The organism is Arthrobacter sp. 9AX (assembly GCF_902506095.1).
GTDB lineage: Bacteria > Actinomycetota > Actinomycetes > Actinomycetales > Micrococcaceae > Arthrobacter.
This window is the reverse complement of sequence record NZ_LR733293.1, coordinates 3,577,958-3,595,495: the sequence shown is the minus strand read 5'-3', so window position 1 is coordinate 3,595,495 and position 17,538 is coordinate 3,577,958. Positions and strand designations below refer to the sequence as shown.

Here is a 17,538-nt window from a genome sequence, read left to right as displayed (position 1 = left end):
GGGCTTACTGTTCGAGGTTGGACTGCTGGTCAGCGGAGGCATTGGCTTCGCCCTCGATGTGCTGGGTGATCAGTGCGTCCTGGTCAGCCACGGCGTAGGCCTGGCTGTCGATGGAGCCGATGTTCGCGGCTACGGCGGCATCGATCGGCGCGGCCACGTTGGCGTTGGCGGCCACAGCGCCGTTGATCGGAGCCGCGATATCGGCGTCGGCGGCCAGGTCCACGTTGACGTTGAGCAGGTCCCCGTCGAGGGCGGCTGCGGGATCCACCGGCAGTGCACCGACGTCGGGCAGTGCGTCGCCGAGGCCTCCGTCCGGGATCGCTCCGTCGGCGCCGTCGGGGACCGAGCCGTCGGGGACAGAGCCGCCCGGGACGGCACCATCGGTGCCCGTTCCTGCGGTGCCCGCAGCATCGGTGCCCGCCGCGCCAGTGCCCGCCGTGCCGCCGTCCACCGTGTCGTTGGCCTGGCCGATGACGCTGTCCTGCGTGGACTCGGCGTTCGCGTCCGCCACGATGCCCTGGTCGATCATGACGCCCTGGTCCGCCAGCGCTTGGGCATCGGAGCCGAACGAGAGGATGTTGGCCGAGGCTGCGGCATCGATCGGAGCGGCGACGTTGGCGTTGGCCGCGACGGCCAAGTCGATGGGTGCAGCGGCGTCGATGCCGAGGTCAAGATCGGCGTTCAGGTCAAGGACGGAGGCGACTTCTTTGTCCGGCAAAGCGGTTGCCTGTTCTGCGGTCAGTTCGTCGTCGGTCAGGGGACGCATTTCCTGTTCCATGCTCACGCAAACCTCCAGTGTGGCGCGGGTTGTCTACCCCCAGCGGGCAGCCCGACGCCAGACAATAGTAAGCATGATTATGTTTTTTTGAAATCCGCACCGCTGACTGTTCCGGCTTCGGCGGCAGGTTCGGCAGCGGGTTCGACGGACGTTGCACTGCCGTCTTCGGTGGCACCGGGGCCGGCCTGGACGATTGCGGTGATCTGCTCCTGGTACGCCTCGAGCCGGTTCTGGATGTCGGACAGGGGGACGTCTTCGAGGGCGCTGCCGTACTCGTTAATTTCGCACCACAGCGCTGACAGCTGCTCCATGCTGTCGTCACTCAACGGGCCGCGCAGCGACAGAACCAGCTGGTTGGCCACTGCAAAAGTGTTGCATCCGGAGCAGTCATAGTTCACCGCCGCCGACCGGTTGTCCGGAGCTATGACGTCGGTTGGTTCCTCAATCAGCACCACCTGGAATCCCACGGCCACCGCGGTGCAGTCCGTGCAGTTGGCGAACGCGTACGCTTCATTCTTTGTGATGACCGGCTCGCCATCCTCGGCCCAGACCAGCGCGAACTCCACGCTGTAGTCCACTGAGCCGTCCGTGGTGGTGACCGCCAGGGCTTGGTTACCGTCCCCTTCCGGGTCCTCCGGCGGTTCGAACGGGAAAACCCACGGCGGGCCCGAATCCTCCCATTCGGCAGCCGGTACCGTGCTCCCGTCCCGGGGGACTGCGGCGTACGCTCCGGCGGCGGGCCACCATGCCCCCGCGGGTCCGGCCAAAAGAGCCGTAACGGTTGCCACGGCCAACTTGCGACCGGGAAAGCCCGCCGCACGCCGCGGACAAGCGGTTGTTCCTTCGTCGCTGTGCTGGGAAAACATGCTCACGTCACCTCATGTTCCGGCGCGGTTGACCTGCCCCCCAGCGGACAGCACTGCGTCAGATAAGAGTAAGTGTGATGAGCTTTTTTGGATACCGGCAATCCCCACCCGCGCCCTGGCCTCCCGTTAGCGCAGCCCGGCGCCCGGCAGCAGCGTGGTGGCCCCCAGCGAATCGGCGATGAAGGCGTAGTCCCAGGCCCGTTCACGCCACTGGACATAGCGGCCGGACGCGCCGCCGTGCCCGCCGTCCATCTCGATCTTCATGATGATGGGCTCGGATCCTGCGGTCTTGTTCCGCAGCTCCTGCACCCACTTGGCCGGCTCCACGTACAGCACCCGGGTGTCGTTGAACGATGTCACGGCAGCGATCTTCGGGTAGGCCACCTGCCGCACGTTTTCGTACGGGGTGTAGGACTTCATGTACTGGTATACCTCAGGATCCGTGATGGGGTTGCCCCATTCCTCCCACTCCAGCGCGGACAGCGGCAGGTCCGGATCCAGGATGCTGGTCAGCGGATCCACAAACGGCACCTGTGCCACCACCGCGGCGTACTTTTCCGGCGCCATGTTCGCGATGGCACCCATCAGCAGCCCGCCGGCCGAACCGCCCAGGGCCGCGATCCGGGCCGGATCCACCCAGCCCGATCCGGCCAGCCAGTCGGTGGCGTCAATGAAATCGGTGAACGTGTTCTTCTTGGTGAGCTTCTTGCCGTCCTCGTACCAGTGCCGGCCCAGCTCGCCGCCGCCGCGGATGTGCGCGATCACAAACACCACACCGCGGTCCAGCAGGGACAGCCGCGCAATACCGAAACCGGGATCCATGCTCAGCTCATAGGAGCCGTACCCGTACACTAGACCGGCCGCCGTCGAATCCTGCTTGACGGTCTTGTGCCGCAGCACGGAGAGCGGGATGCGCGTGCCGTCCGCCGCCGTCGCCCATTCGCGGGTGGCCACGTAATCGTTGCCGTCGTAGCCGCCCAGTACCGGGCTTTCCTTCCGCAGCAGCAGCTCGCCGGCGGGCTGCTCCGGAGTGGGCAGCACAAAGTCGTAAACGCGCGACGGCGTGAAGTAGGACGTGTAGCCCAGCCGGATCACCGGCGCCTCGTAGTCCGAGCGGCCCACGCCGGCCGTGTACAGCTCCTCTTCGAACGCCGGCTCCACGGGTGCTTCCTGCGAGGCCGTCCCCAGCCCGGCGAGCCCCATCACCTGGACGCGCTCGATGGTGTCCTTCCGGATGGACACCACCAGGTGTGTCGAGGTGACGCCCGCGCCGTTGACGCGGACGTCGTCGGAATGTGCGACGACGGTGTCCCACTGCTGCTCCGCGAGCGGCTTTGCCAGCTCGGCCGGGTCCGTCAGGGAGACCATGGAGTTGATCGCGCCCCGGTTGTGCGTGAGCAGGATCTTTTCCGTCTTGCTGCCGCCAGGGCCGGGAAGGAGGAAGGGTTCGGCCTCGTAGAGCACGCGTTCGTCCCGGGAAATCACGGTGGCCAGTTCCTGGGCGGGGTCATCGAAGCGGAGCAGGCGGGTCTCGCTGTACTCGGAGCAGCCGATGCCCAGCACCAGGTAGCGGCGGTCCGCGGAGAGTTCGAAGCCAAGCCACATGGCGACGTCGTCCTCCTGGTAGATCACCACGTCCTCGGTGACCGGGGTGCCCAGGGTGTGCGCCTTGACCTGGTACGGGCGCCAGGATTCGTCCACAACCGTGTAGAAGATGCGGGCGCCGTCAGGTGAGAAGGAGACCCCATAGAAGACGTTCTCGATAACGTCCGGGAGCAGCTCACCCGTCCGGAGGTCCTTGATGCGCAGGGCGAAGCGCTCATCGCCGCTGTTGTCCACGGCGTAGGCATACAGGTTGCCGTCCACCGTTACGGCCGTGCCGCCCACGGAGAAGAAGGGTTTGCCCTCCGCCTCGACGTTGCCGTCCAGCAGGACCTCCTCGCCGGGAATGTCGACGCCGGGCTCCACCTGGGGCGGCGTCCAGTCCCGTACCGGATTGCCGGTGTTACCGGCCTTGACCCGGCACTGGATGCCGTATTCCTTGCCCTCCACGGAGCGGCTGAAGTACCACCAGCCGTCCTTGCGGTGGGGGACGGAAAGGTCCGTTTCCTGGGTGCGGCCCTTGATCTCCTGGAAGATGGCCTCGCGCAGCGGCTCCTGGTGCGCGGTGACGGCTTCCTGGTAGGCGTTTTCGGCCTTCAGATGCTCCACGACCTCGGCCGATTCCTTGTCCCGCAGCCACTCGTAATTGTCCACGAAGGTGTCCCCGTGGTGTTTGCGTTCGGTGGGGATCTTCTTGGCAACCGGGGGAGCGGGCGTGGCAGTCGCGGTGCCGGCGGAATCCTGCAGCGGAGTCTGGGTCATGTTTTCAATATATAGACCTGCCCGGACAATGAACCGCCCGTTCGCTACCGGACGATAACCCTGCAAACCCGGGTGCAGTTGTGGCCGCCTGAGCGTGCACCCGGGCGCAGTCTGGATGCTCAAGCGAGCCGGCGTTTGCGGGAAGGCGGCCTTGAGTGAGCGGGGTTTGGGGGAAGGCGGTCATAAGTGAGCGGGCGTCGGGAGGCGCTAGGTGCCCTAGTGGGGTTAGGGCCGCAGGCGTATCCTGTTCACGCTAAGGCACAACCGCCCAGCGTGAGAGGGGAAGCATATGACCATCCCGCCAGTGCACGAGCCCGAACCGTTCCCGCCGGAACCCGGCCCGGACCAGCCTGATCCCGCCCAGCCCGGCCATCCCGGCCCGCAGCCTCCCAGCCCGTTCCCGACGCCGGAACCTCCAGGGCCACTGCCAGTCCCGGATCCGGGGCCCGCACCGCTGCGTCCCGATCCCACCCGCAGCTGACCACCGGCAGCTGACCAGCCAAAAAGCACAAAGCAGGGGCCTTCCGCACGCCGTGGGAGGCCCCTTCGGACTGTTTGGTCGAACACACAAAATGAGAAAAAATCCTTCCCGGAATACTTGCAGACCTGCGGCAGCAGTGCTAAAAAATCTATATCAGCCACTACAGATCGGCTGATACCGGAACATTGTTGGACCGTCTCTTAGGAGGAGGGAAGCCATGTTGATGCGGACCGATCCGTTCCGTGAGCTGGACAGGCTGGCCCAGCAGGTCCTGGGCACCGCAGCACGTCCGGCAGCCATGCCGATGGACGCTTGGCGGGAGGGCCAGGAATTCGTCGTCGCCTTTGACCTGCCCGGCGTCGCACTGGATTCGGTGGACCTGAATGTGGAACGGAATGTCCTGACGGTGAAGGCCGAGCGGCCCGAGCCTGCCGGAAAGGACACCGAATTGATCGCCTCGGAGCGCCCGCGCGGCGTGTTCAGCCGCCAGCTGATCCTCGGGGACACCCTTGATACCGACAACGTCAAGGCAACTTACGACGCCGGTGTCCTGATCCTGCGGATCCCTGTCGCCGAACGGGCTAAACCGCGTAAGATCGAGATTGAGACCAAGGGCAAAAAGCAGGAAATTTCCGCCTAGTCTCAACAGCTCAACAGAATCGGGACGTCGGGTAATTGTTTATTGCTGACTGCCTTTTGGGCGGATCGCGAATGTGCACGCCACAGCGCTTGTTGCGCACCGGCAGCCTATGCCTGAACCTCCCGATACGGTGACCCCCGGCCCGTGCCGGGGGTCATCCCACGCCGGAGCGCTGCCAGCCCGGAAACTCAGGTGTCCAACTCCAGCATCAGCGCGGGCAATTCGTCGGCGAGTTCGCGGGCCAGGAAGCCGAGGGGTCCCATCCTGCTGGCCAGCCGGTCGGCCGCCGCGGCATGGAGGTGGGTTCCCCAGCAGGCGGCCTGAGCGTGGCTGGTACCCCGCGCACGGAGGCCCGCAATGGCCCCGGCCAGCACATCACCGCTCCCTGAGGTTCCCAGTCCGCCGTAGCCCGTGGTGATCTGCCAAAGCCGGGGCTCATCCTCCGTCCCGCCGCCCGCCGGCCGGGCGATGAAGCCCTGGCAGCTCACCACCGCCTGGAACTTGTCCGCAATCTCGGCCACATCAGCCTCGAGGTCATCCACGTCCCGCTCCAGCAGTACCGCGGCCTCCTTGGGATTCGGCGTCAGGATGAGCCGTCCCTTCCAGGGCTCCAGCTGATCGGCCACCTTCAGCAGTCCGCCGAGGGCAAAGGCGTCAAGTACGACGGCGGGGCCTCCACCGGCGCCCTCCTCACCAGGGCGCGAATCACCGGAGCCGGCCTCCCGCTCAAGCAGCCCCCGCAGCAGTTCCGTAGCGAGGTCCGCGTCGTCCAGGCCCGGGCCCACCAGAACCGCATCGGCCCGGTCGAGGTAGGACCCGATCCGGTCCAACCCCTCACCGGTCACGGACCCTCCGGCCGTTTCCGGCAGTCCCATGGCCCCGCATTCGGGAAGAGCCACCGCCACCTGCACGGCCACCGACTCCGCCACGGCGAGGCTGAGTTTCCCCGCCCCGGCCCGCAGAGCGGCGGCACCAGCCAGCAGGGCAGCCCCCGGCGTGGCCCGCGCACCGCCAATCACCAGGACCGAACCGCGCGAATACTTGTCCTCGCCCGGCGCCGGCAGCGGCCACTCACGCAGCAGCGACGGCGTCACCAGTGTGGGTGAGCCCGGGTCACTTCGGGTGGACACTGGAGTCTCCGGCGTGTTCGGTGACTTCGACGCCCTGCTCGGTGAGGTGATCTGCCACGTTGAAGCTTTCCAGCGTCCACGGTCCCTCGCCGGACGGCCGGACATAGCGGGTCAGGGAGGCATTCAGGACCGAGGTGCTGGCCGCCAGATCCAGGATCTGTTCCTCGTTCATTCCTTCCAGGACGTACCGGAACAACAGGATCACGGCGTCGTGGCAGACCAGCATCACGCGGTGCCCAGTGCTCAGGTTGTTCAGCTCGTCAAGGACGGAGCGCAGCCGCAGGGCCACATCGGCCCAGGATTCCCCGCCCGGCGGCCGGTAGTACAGCTTGCCCAGCCACTCCCGGCGCTCGGCCTCTTCCGGGAACCGCTTCTCCACCCCCAGCCGCGTCAGTCGGTCCAGGATGCCCAACTCGCGGTCGCGCAGCCGCTCATCCACACGGACGTCCACCGGCCAACCGGCGGTTTCCACTGCGATCTCAGCGGTCTGGCGCGCCCGGGCATAAGGGGAGGACACCACGGTGTCGGGCCGGACGTCCTCCGCGATCCTGGCCAGGGCTGCGCCCAGGGCCTTGGCCTGCTCCTGGCCGGTGCCTGACAGGTTCACGTCCGCATCCCTCGCCGGCACGTCGATGACTTCGGCACCGGCCAGCCGCGCGTCCGTGGCCGCCACGTTGCCCTCGCTCTCGCCGTGCCGGACCAGGAGCAGCTCCACCGCCCCGGCCTCCTGGACAGCTTCCGTCAGCCCGTCCTCTTTCACAATGAATCACCCCGTCCGCGTGGCTTGCTGAATGCTGGAACACTACCAGCGGCGTACCCACAGGCAGCGGAAAGTAAACGTGCACAAACCGCAACGCGGGGTCCCTTGGCGCCCAGAACCCCTCAAATAGTGGCCCGGGAATGACCCCGCGTCGCCGGAATTACCGCTGCGGCGTCAGCTCCTTGGAGAACACTGTGGCACCGTTCGCGTTCCGCAGGCTGGCGGTGAAAGTGTTGTCCTCGCCCAACTGGACATGCCCGAAGAACTGGTTTTCGCCGTCGCGCGGTGACTCGCCGGCGAAGCGGCCGGCCTTGGAGAACACCACCTCGGGACCAAAAGTGGTGTCCATCGCGTTCGGCCCGAAGGACCCTGCGGCGATCGGGCCGGCCACAAACTCCCAGAACGGGTCGAAGTCGGTGAACGCCGCGCGTTCGGGGGAGTAATGGTGGGCGGCGCAGTAATGCACGTCGGCGGTCAGCCACACCACGTTCTTAACCCGGTTGTGCTTGAACGCGCCCAGCACCCCGGCGATCTCGAGTTCACGGCCCAGCGGCGCCCCCGGATCGCGGTTGGCCAGGCTCTCCTGGTTCACGGCGCCGTCGGGCACGATGATCCCCAGCGGCAGGTCCGCGGCGATCACCTTCCATGTCGCCGTGGACTTCGTGACCTCGCGGATCAGCCAGTCCACCTGTTCCTGGCCCAGGATGTTGGTGGCGTAGGCTTCCTTGCCGTCGGTGTTCGGCGACTTGAACGTGCGCATGTCCAGGCAGAAGATGTCCAGTTGCGGGCCCCGGCTGATCTTCCGGTAGATGCGCGCGGGCTGGTACTGGCCGCCGTCGTCGAACGTTCCCGGACGCCACAGCGCGGCCGAATCCGCGATCGGCATGTTCTCCTGCCACGCCTGCCGTCCGCGCGCCGCGAGGGTGTTGACGTCGCGGACGGTGTAGCGGGGATCGTCCAGGATCTCGCCGGGGTACCAGTTGTTGGTGGTCTCGTGGTCGTCCCAGTTCGCGATCACCGGGACGTCGGCGAACATCGCCCGCATGTTGGCGTCCATCGAGTTGTACCGGTGGCGGCCGCGGAACTCGGTGAGGGTTTCGGCCACCTTGGACACCTCCTCCGTGACCAGGTTCCGCCACACCTGCCCGTCCCGCTCCACCACGGTCTCGGCCAGCGGCCCGTCGGCGTACACGGTGTCGCCTGAGTGGATGAAAAAGTCTCGCCGGGTCTGGTGCATGGCCCGGTAGCCGCGCATCCCGCCGATCTCCTCGTTGATGCCCCAGCCCTGGCCCGCCGTGTCACCGGTCCACACGAAGCTTTGCACGGACGACGCCGTCACCTCACCTCCGTTGCTCGTGCCACCGGTGCGGCCCTTGCCGTTGTACGTCCCGGCGTCCGGAGCCGTCCGGAAGGTACCGCGCACGCTCTCACCTGCCGCGCCGCCGTCGTCCTCGAAGCTGATCTCCAGCGCGAAGCGGGTGTTGGACGGCAGGTTTCCGGCGTGGATCTTGGCGGTGAAGTCGGACGCCTGGGTGGCCCGGGGACCGCGAAGGGTGTGCTCAAAGGCGCCGCGACCGCGAAGGACCGCGCCGCCGTCGTCCACTGCCCGAAGTACCGCCGTCATCCGGCCGGCGCCCGACGCGCGGGACCAGAGCACCGCCGAATCCGAGGTGACGTCGCCGGTGGCGATGCCGCTGGGCAAGGTGAGGCGGTTCCGGACCAGCGCCACTCCGGCTGGCTGGCGCGGTGTGGGGGCGGATGCGGATGCGGCGGCGGGTGTGGCGGCCAGGGCGGCGGCGAGGACGGAGCCCTTAACGATGGTGCGGCGGGAAATATCAGTCATGCAGCCCAGCCTTTCGGTGCCGGGCGCACGGACTGTTGCCCGCGGGTGAACGCCGGGTAAGCCGGCGCTGAACAGCGCGGGACCCGTATTCGACGCGCAGGATGATTTTCGACGCGCAAGAACGGTGACGCACGGGGTATTCCGGCCGCGTCAAAGAACATGCGCGTCGACACCGAAGATGCGCGTCCCATCCGGAGCGCCCACATCACCTGCCGACAGCGGGCCGGAACCCCTACGGCACAGCGAACTCGGCGATCCGGCCCTCCCGCAGCGCGGCCCCGACGGCGCTGATGCCGCCGTAGTCGGGGAACAGCACGGACTGGCCGGCCACGAATCCGGAGCCGGCGGTGGGCAGGGTCATGGTGCCGATCGCGTTGGGGTCCAGGTTGCGCAGGCTGTAGGCGAGGATGGCGGCCTGCACCGGGTCGAAGCCCTTGTCCACGGTGAGGCAGCAGGACGCGAAGTCAACCAGTCCGCGGACCGCGTTGACGTCGTTCAGGTAGCCGCCGCCGGTGAGCCGGGCGAGGATGGCGCGGAGCATGGTCTGCTGGTTGCGCACGCGCTGGAAATCGCCATCGGCAAAGGCATACCGCTCGCGGACGAACTCCATGGCGGCCTGTCCGTCCAGGTGGTTTATGCCCGGACCGAAGTAGTGGCCGGTATCGTGCGTGGACTGGAACGGGAGGGTGACGTTGACGTCGATGCCGCCCAGCCCGTCGATCAGAGCCTTGTAACCGCCGAAGTCCAGCATCAGTGTGTGGTCAATGGTGATGCCCAGGAGTTGCTGCACCGTTGCCGTGGTCATGTCGATGCCGCCGTACTCCAGGCCAGCGTTGATCTTCCCGCCGCCGAATCCCGGGATGTCCACCCACAGGTCGCGGTTAATGGACACGATGTACACGGCGTGCCGGTCGGCCGGGACGTGGACCACCATCAGGGTATCGGAGCGGTGGTCCATGGCCTCACCCGTTGCCGCGGTGTGGGCCGCGGCATCCCTGGCATTCGCACGGTTGTCGCTGCCGATCACCAGGACGTTCATGGCTCCCGCCGCCAGTTCCGGAATGGGTGGCGGGAGCCATGAACGTCCTGGTTTTCGGAAGGGGTATCAGTGGGGGTTTCCGTGGGGGAAGCGCTTTGGGCTGCTGCGGGCTGCGCTTCCGTGCCGGCACGGTTGAGGTTAACGATCGCGACGACGGCCACCGCCACGAGTGCCAGCGCCAGCAGGGAGGCGATCCACCGCCGTCGTCCGTGCGCCACCCAGCCCAGGCCGTGCGGATGGGAACCGGAGGGGGCGTTGCCGGCCGCGCCCGACGCGTCCGCGTCGGCTCCGGGCGCGCCGCCGACTGCGCCTGCGCCGGACGGACCCGTGCCGGAGGGTTCAGAACCGTCTGGCGTGCTCATGGTGCCTCACTTCATTGTGCTGGTGGCTACCGCTTCAGTGGGATCAGTGTCCGCCAGCCAGGGCTCCGCTGGCTATATACGTATCCAAACTGTCACCTGCCAGCGCCTCGGAAATGCTCTCGACAGCCCAGGGATCGGGCAGGACGATCGACTGGCCGTCCGCGGAGGTGCCGATTCCCAGCGTGGGAAGGGTGAACATGACCATGTCGTTGGCCCGCACGTCACGCAGTTCCAGGGCCAGGCGGGCCAGGGTCGCAGCGTCCAGCCCGCGGTCCCCGCTGATGAACGGGGCCATGGCGCTGATGACGTTGTGGACCTTCACCGGGTTGAGGAGCGTCTCCGGGCTGAGGTTCTTCGCGAACAGTGCCCGCACAAACGCCTGCTGGTTCCGGACCCGCTGGTAGTCGCCGTCGGCAAAGGCATAGCGCTCGCGGACGAACTCGAGGGCATGCTCGCCGTCCAGCGTCTGGGTTCCGGCACTGAAGGCGAAGTTGTCGTGGCGGGAGACGAAGGGCTGGGGGATGTCCACGGTCACGCCGCCGAGGGCATCGGTCATTGCCTTGAAGCCTTCGAAATCGATCATTGCCACGTGGTCGATCCGCTGCTGGAACAGCGACTCCACTGTCTGGACCATCAGCGGCACGCCCCCAAAAGCCAGGGCTGCGTTGATCTTGGCCTGGCCGTGGTCCGGGATGCCGATCCAAAGGTCACGCATCAGCGAAATGGAGTAAATCCTGGCCCGGTCCGCGGGGATGTGCACCAGCATCAGGGTGTCGGCGCGCTGGTTGGAGTTGGCGCCGGAGAGGGCTTCGTCCGCCGTGGCGCCGCGGCTGTCGCTGCCCATGACCAGGATGTTCATGGACGTGCCGGCATACGGATCTTCCTGGGCCGCGGTTCCGGCGGCTGTCCCCGCTGCCGGACCGGCCCCGGGAACGCCTCCGGCTCCGCCTGGACCGCCTGCCGGCCCCGGGGTGCGCGGCTGCGGCCGGGTGGACTCGGGCGGAAACGGGCTTTCGATCGTGTTGGTCTTGGATTCGTAGATCTGCCCGAGGCTAAAGAGGTAAGCGCCGGCCGCAACAGGGACCAGGACCGCCACTGCCAGGAGCACCAGGAGGATGGTCCGCAAGGGGTGCCGGCGGCGCACGGCCCGGGGTTCGGAGCCGGGATCCTGTGCACCTGGATGCTTTCGCTGGCTGCCCATTCCCGAAAATTAGCAGCGGCCGAACGGCGATACATCGGGGGAATCCACAGAAGACCCACACACTTGTCCGCAGCGGAATAACCACGGCGGAGGCAGGGCAGGCGGGCATTTTCACCGCGGGTGCTGCAGCGGTTTTCAGGCGCGGGTGCGCGGGCAGGGTCTTGGGCGGAACGCTGCGTTCGCCGGAAACGTGCAGATTTGGCGGAACGCTACGGCGTGGCCGCACCTGTCCCGCGAACGGGGGCCTTCAGGCGTGCGTGGCGCAGGATGGACACGATCGCGGGCGCGAGCTCGTCCTCCATCTGCCGGTATACCTCGGGTGACCGCCGGTACGGGTCGATGATGTCGTTCTCCGCGGAGTCCGCGGGCAGCGACAAATGCCGCACAGCCGCGGCGCGCGCAGGCAGGCCCCGCCAGATGGCGAGGTTGGCTGCCAGTGGATCGCCGCCGTCGTACGTCCCCTCAGGGGCCACGCCCTCGGCCCCGGCGCGCCGGTCCAGGACATCGAGCATGCGGGCGAACTCTCGGATGGTGAACGTGCGTTTGAGGAGGGACGCGTCCAGCTGCAGGACTTCGCCGCGGTGCCCGGACGTCATGGTCAGGACCAGGTCCACGCCGCGCAGGATCTTCGGGGTCAGCTGGCGGGCGGCGAAGTGCTCAGGGTCGCCGCCGAAGGTTCGGATGATGTCGGCAGAGATGGGCTGGATGGGGTCGCCCACCATGGCGCGGGTCCCGGCGCTGCGCACCTCGAAACCGCCGGGCACCACCTGGTTGAGCCCGGCCTGCAGCAGCCGTTCGGCCACGGGGGAGCGGCAGATGTTGCCCGTGCAGACAGTCAGGATTCTTACTGGTGCGGGTGAGTCCAAGGGAGATTCTCTTTCCAGCCGGTGCCTCCGTGCTTTTCAACTTAACACGCAACTGCCCCGACGCCGGCCGCCCCACCCCGCACGCCCGCTCACTTTTGGCCGCTTCCCACCCGACGCTCCATCAGCTTTCGCCGCTTTTCACCCGACGCTCCATCAGCTTTGGCCGTTTTTCACCCGACGCCCTATCAGCTTTGGCCGCTTTTCACCCGACGCTCCATCAGCTTTGGCCGTTTTTCGCCCGACGCTCCATCAGCTTTGGCCGTTTTTCGCCCGACGCCCTATCAGCTTTCGCGAAGAGGCCCGATGATATGACTGTGGACAGCGTGATCGAACGGGACTGCGTGATCGCCGGCGGCGGCCCCGCGGGCATGGTGCTGGGGTACCTGCTCGCGCGCCGGGGCCTGCGGGTCACCGTCCTGGAGAAGCACGGCGACTTCCTGCGGGACTTCCGCGGCGACACCGTCCACCCCTCCACCGTGACCCTGCTCGGCGAACTCGGGCTGCGTCACAAATTCCTTGAACTGCCGCTGACCAGGCTGTCCACCCTGGACGCCGTCGTCGATGGCCAGCGCCTCACCATCGTGGACTTCGGCACCCTCCCCCTGCCGGACAACTTCCTCGTCCTCGCACCCCAGTGGGACTTCCTGAACTTCCTTGCCCGCGAGACGGCGGCGTTCCCCACGTTCGAGCTCCGCCTGCGCACCGAGGCCACCCACCTCATCATCGATGGCGGCCAGGTGCGCGGCGTCAGGGCCAGGACGTCCGACGGCGGTCTGGAGATCCGCGCGCCCCTCACCGTTGCTGCCGACGGGCGCAGTTCCGACCTGCGTGCCGCTGCCGGGCTGGCTCCTGATAACTTCGGCGTGCCCATCGACGTGCTCTGGTTCAACCTGCCCAAGCCTCCGGACCCACCGCCGCCAACACTCGGATACATCTCCGCGCAAGGGCTGGTCCTTACGATCAACCGCGGTGACAGATACCAGTCGGGGATGGCCATCCGCAAAGGCGGATTCGACGGGTTGCGGGCAGGAGGGATCGACGCCCTCCAGGCGAAGATCGCTAGTGCCGCACCTTTCCTGCGCCCCGTCGTCGGCACCCTCACAGACTGGGACCAGGTCAAACTCCTGTCCGTCCAAATCAACCGGCTCCGGCGCTGGTACCGGCCGGGGTTCATCGCCATCGGCGACGCTGCGCACGCCATGTCGCCGATGTTCGGGGTCGGCGTGAACTTCGCTGTCCAGGATGCAGTTGCGTTGGCCAACGCGATCGCGGAGGACCTGGCCATGGGCAAGGCGCCGACCGAAAAGCTCGCAGCCGTGCAGCGGCGCCGTGAGATGCCGGTGAAAATAGTGCAGCAGGTCCAGCGCAACGGACACCGGGTGCTCCTCCGGGCAACCAGCGGCAACCGTATCGCACCCCGCTGGTTCGTGATGTTCCTGCGCGCAGCGTCGCCGCTGCTGCGCCCGGTCACGGCACGGTTCGTGGGCATCGGGATCCGGCCGGAGCACGTCAGGAGCGGCAGCACCTGACTAGACGTGACCTCACCGTCACGCCACGCCCCTGCAGGACAGGGACGCTCTCTCACTTAACGCGGTATCTGGGCCAACGCTCTCTCACTCTCGTAAGGAAAGTGAGAGAGCGTCCGTCGATTTGGTGCATTGAGTGAGAGAGCGTTCCGGAGGAGGGAAGGTTAGAGCGCGGCCAGGAGCTGCTTCATCTCGGCGATCTCTGCTTCCCGGGCCGTGACGATATCCCGGGCCAGCTGGTCGGCTTCGGGATTCTTGCCTCCGTCAATTTCCTCCTTGGCCATCTCCACGGCTCCTTCATGGTGGCCGGTCATCTGCTCCATAAAGAGCCGGGCAGCCTCGGTTCCCTGGTGGGCCTTGAGCTTATTGAGGCCCTCCGCGTCCACCATGCCGGACATGCCATGCCCCGAATGGTCAGCCGCCATCGTGGGGACATTCCAGCTTTTGAGCCACCTGGTCGTCGTCTTGATTTCCGGCGCCTGGGCGTCCTTGATCCTGATGGACCGGGACGTACCACTTCACTGCCGACCCTTGACTCATATACCCCTATGGGGTATAAGAGTCAAGGTTCCTCAACTACCCGGATGAGGCCCTGGGCCTATCAACTGCGCGTGTTCACAGCCATACTTAACCTACTTAAGAGGCAATGGCGCCTGCCCGTGCTGGGCGGCTGGGTAATTTGGACCGGAGGTGGCTCTGTGGGTGAGCTGAGCAGGCCCTACACGTACTCAAGCGCATTAGGCGACAATCAGTGCGTTGCGGGCACATACCATGTGGACCTGGACGGGTGGAAAGTCCGGTGGTCGGACGGCATGTTCCAGTTGCATGGCTATCAGCGCGGCGAGGTGGTGCCCACGGTGGAGCTCCTGTTCTCGCACAAGCACCCGGAGGACCGGCCCCGCTGCGAGGAAATCGTGGCGCAGGTGGTCAAAACCGGAGGCTACTACTGCATGTACCACCGGATCATCGACTCCCACGGGCGCACGCGGCGGGTGCTGACGTCCGGTGAAGCCATCGCGGACGATGCCGGCAAGGTCACCGCGTTGGAAGGCGTGGTGATCGACCTCACCTCCACGCTTCAGCGCGAAACCGAGGCCACAGCCCGTGACGCAGTGGCCGGTGCCACCTCCACCCGGAGCGTCATCGACCAGGCCCGGGGCATCCTGATGGGCCAGCTGAACCTGGGATCGGACGACGCCTTCCAGGTCCTGGTCAGCACCAGCAGCCACCGCAACGTCAAGCTGGTGGTGGTGGCGGCCGAGCTCGTGCAGCTGGCGAACAGCCCGTCGGCGGGAGGTTACCTCAACGCCGCCGTCAAGGCGATTGCCCATGACAGCAGGACGCCCGTGAGCGCCCGGCGCAAAGTGGGCTAGGCCTTCTCAGTGGTGCTCCACCCAGCACGCCAGGATGGTGGTGGAGAGCTGGTAGGCCAGCGCGTTCCGGGTGACATCGTCCGGGCCCAGGGTGGCGGGCAGGCCTGAGGCGTCCACCTGCAGCACGAAGTTGTCCTTCTGGAACACGGCCGATCCGTCCGCTGTTTCGAACGCCGGGAAGCCCAGGTTGGCGACTCAGCCGGTGTGCGTGGCCGGCAGGGAAGTGGCAGCGTCCGACGGCGGTGCGGGCGGCGCTCCCACGGACCCTGCGGTTCCAGCGCAGCCACTGAGCAGCAGTGACGAGAGTGCCAAAGCGGCCAGCAGCCGGGGTGCGGTTGTTCATGACTCGTCCGTCCTGGCCGCCCCGTCAGGGATGCGGCCGTTTGTTCGGTTGTGCGAGACATCTCGCGGTCACTTTTCGCGCTTCGCGGTCAGGTTTTGGGCTTCGCGTAGATCACGTAGTTGTCAGCGAAGAGCCCGGTGGAGGCGTCGTAGCCGTCGCAGGTGACGAGCCGCAGTTCGGAACCGGCCGTGTTTCCGTAGACCTCCAGCGTGGGAAAGCTGTCCTTGCTGTACCGGGCTCCGCGTTCCACGCTGAAGACGGCTGTGCTGCCGTCGGCCCGCAGGACACTGACGGAGGAACCCGGCGGTGCGCTGCCGGCGTCGGACGTTGCCGGTCCGGCCGCGCAGCCGCCCAGGGCCAGCAGGAACAGAAGCCCGGCCGCCGTTGAAGCCCCAAGACCCCAACGGTGGCCGGAATTCGTGAACCGGGCCACAAACGGGTCTTGGGGGCGTGCGTGTTGCTCCGGCCGGGGTGTGCGTGTTCCTGAGGCCGGAGCGGGTTCGCGTGCGGCGGGAGGCCGCTGCGGCCGGAGTGCTCCCCGGCCCTGTAGCATTGCTTGAAGGTGCGCCGGGAAGTCTGGTCGGCATGGTTTTGTCGAGCCGACCTAAAAGGACACCGCATGAATCCCAAGCCCCCGCACAGCCCCGTCCGGTCCATCATTTTCGGGCGCGGAAGCTACGCCGAAACGTTGCGGATCGGGGAGATCCTTCGCAAGGAAACCGTGGGCGGAGCGCTTCTCGTCGCCGCTGCGGTGATCGCGCTGGTATGGGCCAACTCCCCGGCGTCGGACAGTTACTTCGCCTTGCGGGACTTCAAAGTGGGGTACGCGCCCTGGCACCTTGAACTGAGCCTCGGCGCCTGGGCGGCCGATGGGTTGCTGGCCATTTTCTTTTTCCTGGTGGGCCTGGAGCTCAAGCGCGAATTCGTGGCCGGGGACCTCCGCCAGTTCAACAAGTCGGTTGTTCCGGTGGCTGCCGCTTTCGGCGGGGTATTGGCGCCGGCGGTCATCTATGCGCTGGTCAACCTCGCCAGCCCGGAAACCCTGCGCGGATGGGCCATCCCGACTGCCACGGATATCGCCTTTGCGGTGGCGGTACTGGCCATCATCGGCTCGCACCTGCCCAGCGCACTGCGGATCTTCCTGCTCACCCTCGCCGTGGTGGACGACCTCATTGCCATCACCATCATCGCGTTCTTCTACTCGGGCGACCTCCAGGCCATGCCGCTGCTCCTGGCCCTCATCCCACTGGCGGCCTACACGTTCCTGGCGCAGAAATTCCGCTATTTCTTCGGCCGGCATACGGCGGCTGCGTGGCTGATCCTGCTGCCGCTCGGCGTGGTGACGTGGGCGCTGGTCCACGCGTCCGGAATCCACGCCACGGTGGCCGGAGTCCTGCTTGGCTTCGCCGTCCCGGTGCTCCGGTCGCAGGCCGCCGGGGGCCCGGACGCCGGACCGGGTTTGGCCGAAATCTTTGAACACCGGTTCCGGCCGATTTCCGCCGGGATCGCCGTTCCCATCTTCGCGTTCTTCTCCGCAGGCGTGGCCGTGGGCGGCTGGAATGGGCTCGGCTCAGCGCTTTCCGGTCCGGTGGCCCTGGGCGTCATCCTTGCGCTGGTGCTCGGGAAGCCGGTGGGCATCATGGGCACCGCCTGGCTCCTGACAAAAACCAGCAGGGCGCGGCTGGACGAGTCCTTTAAGTGGATAGACGTATTCGGTGTGGCGCTGTTGGCAGGTATCGGATTCACGGTGTCCCTGCTGGTGGCCGAGCTCAGTTTCGGCCAGGGAAGCCTGCATGACGACCACGCCAAGGTGGGCATTCTCACCGCATCCCTGCTTGCGGCGCTGCTGGCCACGGCCGTGCTGCGGACCAGGAACCGGCAGTACCGCGCAGCCGAAGTTGCCGAAAAACTGGACACCGACCACGACGGCATCCCGGACGTGTACCAGGAGCGCCCCTGACCCCAA

At 66.8% G+C, this 17,538-nt stretch carries 17 protein-coding genes; 4 read left to right on the top strand and 13 right to left on the bottom strand.

Annotated features, from left to right (window positions below):
- Window positions 1–4: 4 nt before the first annotated feature.
- The 3 genes from BACI348_RS16670 to BACI348_RS16660 form a co-directional block, all read right to left on the bottom strand.
- Complete coding sequence (locus tag BACI348_RS16670) at window positions 5–778, bottom strand: peptidoglycan-binding protein (RefSeq protein WP_236557725.1); 774 nt, start codon at window positions 776–778, stop codon at window positions 5–7.
- A 77-nt stretch (window positions 779–855) separates the two neighbouring features.
- Complete coding sequence (locus tag BACI348_RS16665) at window positions 856–1,566, bottom strand: hypothetical protein (RefSeq protein WP_159828009.1); 711 nt, start codon at window positions 1,564–1,566, stop codon at window positions 856–858.
- Between the two features lie 204 nt (window positions 1,567–1,770).
- Complete coding sequence (locus BACI348_RS16660; RefSeq protein WP_159828006.1) at window positions 1,771–4,008, bottom strand: S9 family peptidase; 2,238 nt, start codon at window positions 4,006–4,008, stop codon at window positions 1,771–1,773.
- A gap of 698 nt (window positions 4,009–4,706) precedes the next feature.
- On the opposite strand from BACI348_RS16660, the gene BACI348_RS16655 reads away from it, so the two are divergent.
- Window positions 4,707–5,129, top strand: a complete 423-nt coding sequence (locus BACI348_RS16655; protein ID WP_159828003.1) for an Hsp20/alpha crystallin family protein — start codon at window positions 4,707–4,709, stop codon at window positions 5,127–5,129.
- A gap of 188 nt (window positions 5,130–5,317) precedes the next feature.
- Here BACI348_RS16655 and BACI348_RS16650 read toward each other — a convergent pair whose 3' ends face one another.
- The 7 genes from BACI348_RS16650 to BACI348_RS16625 form a co-directional block, all read right to left on the bottom strand.
- Window positions 5,318–6,259, bottom strand: a complete 942-nt coding sequence (locus tag BACI348_RS16650) for an NAD(P)H-hydrate dehydratase (protein WP_236557606.1) — start codon at window positions 6,257–6,259, stop codon at window positions 5,318–5,320.
- Window positions 6,243–7,019, bottom strand: coding sequence for a histidine phosphatase family protein (locus BACI348_RS16645; RefSeq protein ID WP_159828000.1), 777 nt, complete (start codon window positions 7,017–7,019; stop codon window positions 6,243–6,245). Before BACI348_RS16645 ends, BACI348_RS16650 begins: the two co-directional genes overlap by 17 nt.
- A 160-nt stretch (window positions 7,020–7,179) precedes the next feature.
- Window positions 7,180–8,862, bottom strand: coding sequence for an alkaline phosphatase D family protein (locus tag BACI348_RS16640; protein ID WP_159827997.1), 1,683 nt, complete (start codon window positions 8,860–8,862; stop codon window positions 7,180–7,182).
- Window positions 8,863–9,094: 232 nt separating this feature from the next.
- Window positions 9,095–9,901 (bottom strand): LCP family protein, encoded by an 807-nt coding sequence (locus tag BACI348_RS16635; protein ID WP_236557605.1) that lies wholly within the window; start codon window positions 9,899–9,901, stop codon window positions 9,095–9,097.
- Window positions 9,898–10,263: a hypothetical protein gene (locus BACI348_RS20760; protein WP_236557604.1), complete on the bottom strand. Its 366-nt coding sequence runs from the start codon at window positions 10,261–10,263 to the stop codon at window positions 9,898–9,900. Before BACI348_RS20760 ends, BACI348_RS16635 begins: the two co-directional genes overlap by 4 nt.
- 43 nt (window positions 10,264–10,306) lie before the next feature.
- A complete protein-coding gene (locus BACI348_RS16630) occupies window positions 10,307–11,464 on the bottom strand; it encodes an LCP family protein (protein ID WP_159827994.1) in 1,158 nt (385 codons plus the stop codon).
- Between the two features lie 209 nt (window positions 11,465–11,673).
- The gene (locus BACI348_RS16625; protein ID WP_159827991.1) at window positions 11,674–12,330 is read right to left on the bottom strand and encodes an arsenate reductase/protein-tyrosine-phosphatase family protein; all 657 of its coding nucleotides are present in this window, start codon (window positions 12,328–12,330) and stop codon (window positions 11,674–11,676) included.
- Between the two features lie 308 nt (window positions 12,331–12,638).
- Between BACI348_RS16625 and BACI348_RS16620 the strand changes: the two genes are divergently transcribed.
- The gene (locus BACI348_RS16620) at window positions 12,639–13,859 is read left to right on the top strand and encodes an FAD-dependent oxidoreductase (protein WP_159827988.1); all 1,221 of its coding nucleotides are present in this window, start codon (window positions 12,639–12,641) and stop codon (window positions 13,857–13,859) included.
- Window positions 13,860–14,020: 161 nt separating this feature from the next.
- Here BACI348_RS16620 and BACI348_RS16615 read toward each other — a convergent pair whose 3' ends face one another.
- Complete coding sequence (locus BACI348_RS16615) at window positions 14,021–14,350, bottom strand: DUF305 domain-containing protein (protein WP_328700012.1); 330 nt, start codon at window positions 14,348–14,350, stop codon at window positions 14,021–14,023.
- A 204-nt stretch (window positions 14,351–14,554) separates the two neighbouring features.
- Between BACI348_RS16615 and BACI348_RS16610 the strand changes: the two genes are divergently transcribed.
- On the top strand, window positions 14,555–15,229 hold the full coding sequence (locus tag BACI348_RS16610; protein WP_236557603.1) for a PAS and ANTAR domain-containing protein: 675 nt from the start codon (window positions 14,555–14,557) through the stop codon (window positions 15,227–15,229).
- 6 nt (window positions 15,230–15,235) lie between these two features.
- On the opposite strand, the gene BACI348_RS16605 is transcribed toward BACI348_RS16610, so the two are convergent.
- Together BACI348_RS16605 and BACI348_RS20755 are read right to left on the bottom strand one after the other, a co-directional pair.
- Window positions 15,236–15,376 (bottom strand): hypothetical protein, encoded by a 141-nt coding sequence (locus BACI348_RS16605; protein WP_201298439.1) that lies wholly within the window; start codon window positions 15,374–15,376, stop codon window positions 15,236–15,238.
- 284 nt (window positions 15,377–15,660) lie between these two features.
- Window positions 15,661–16,005: a sortase domain-containing protein gene (locus BACI348_RS20755; RefSeq protein WP_236557602.1), complete on the bottom strand. Its 345-nt coding sequence runs from the start codon at window positions 16,003–16,005 to the stop codon at window positions 15,661–15,663.
- A 186-nt stretch (window positions 16,006–16,191) separates the two neighbouring features.
- Here BACI348_RS20755 and nhaA point away from each other — a divergent pair, with 186 nt between their 5' ends.
- Window positions 16,192–17,532 carry a Na+/H+ antiporter NhaA gene (nhaA, locus tag BACI348_RS16595; protein WP_159827982.1) on the top strand — a complete coding sequence of 447 codons (1,341 nt, stop codon included), beginning with the start codon at window positions 16,192–16,194 and terminating at the stop codon, window positions 17,530–17,532.
- Window positions 17,533–17,538: the final 6 nt, after the last annotated feature.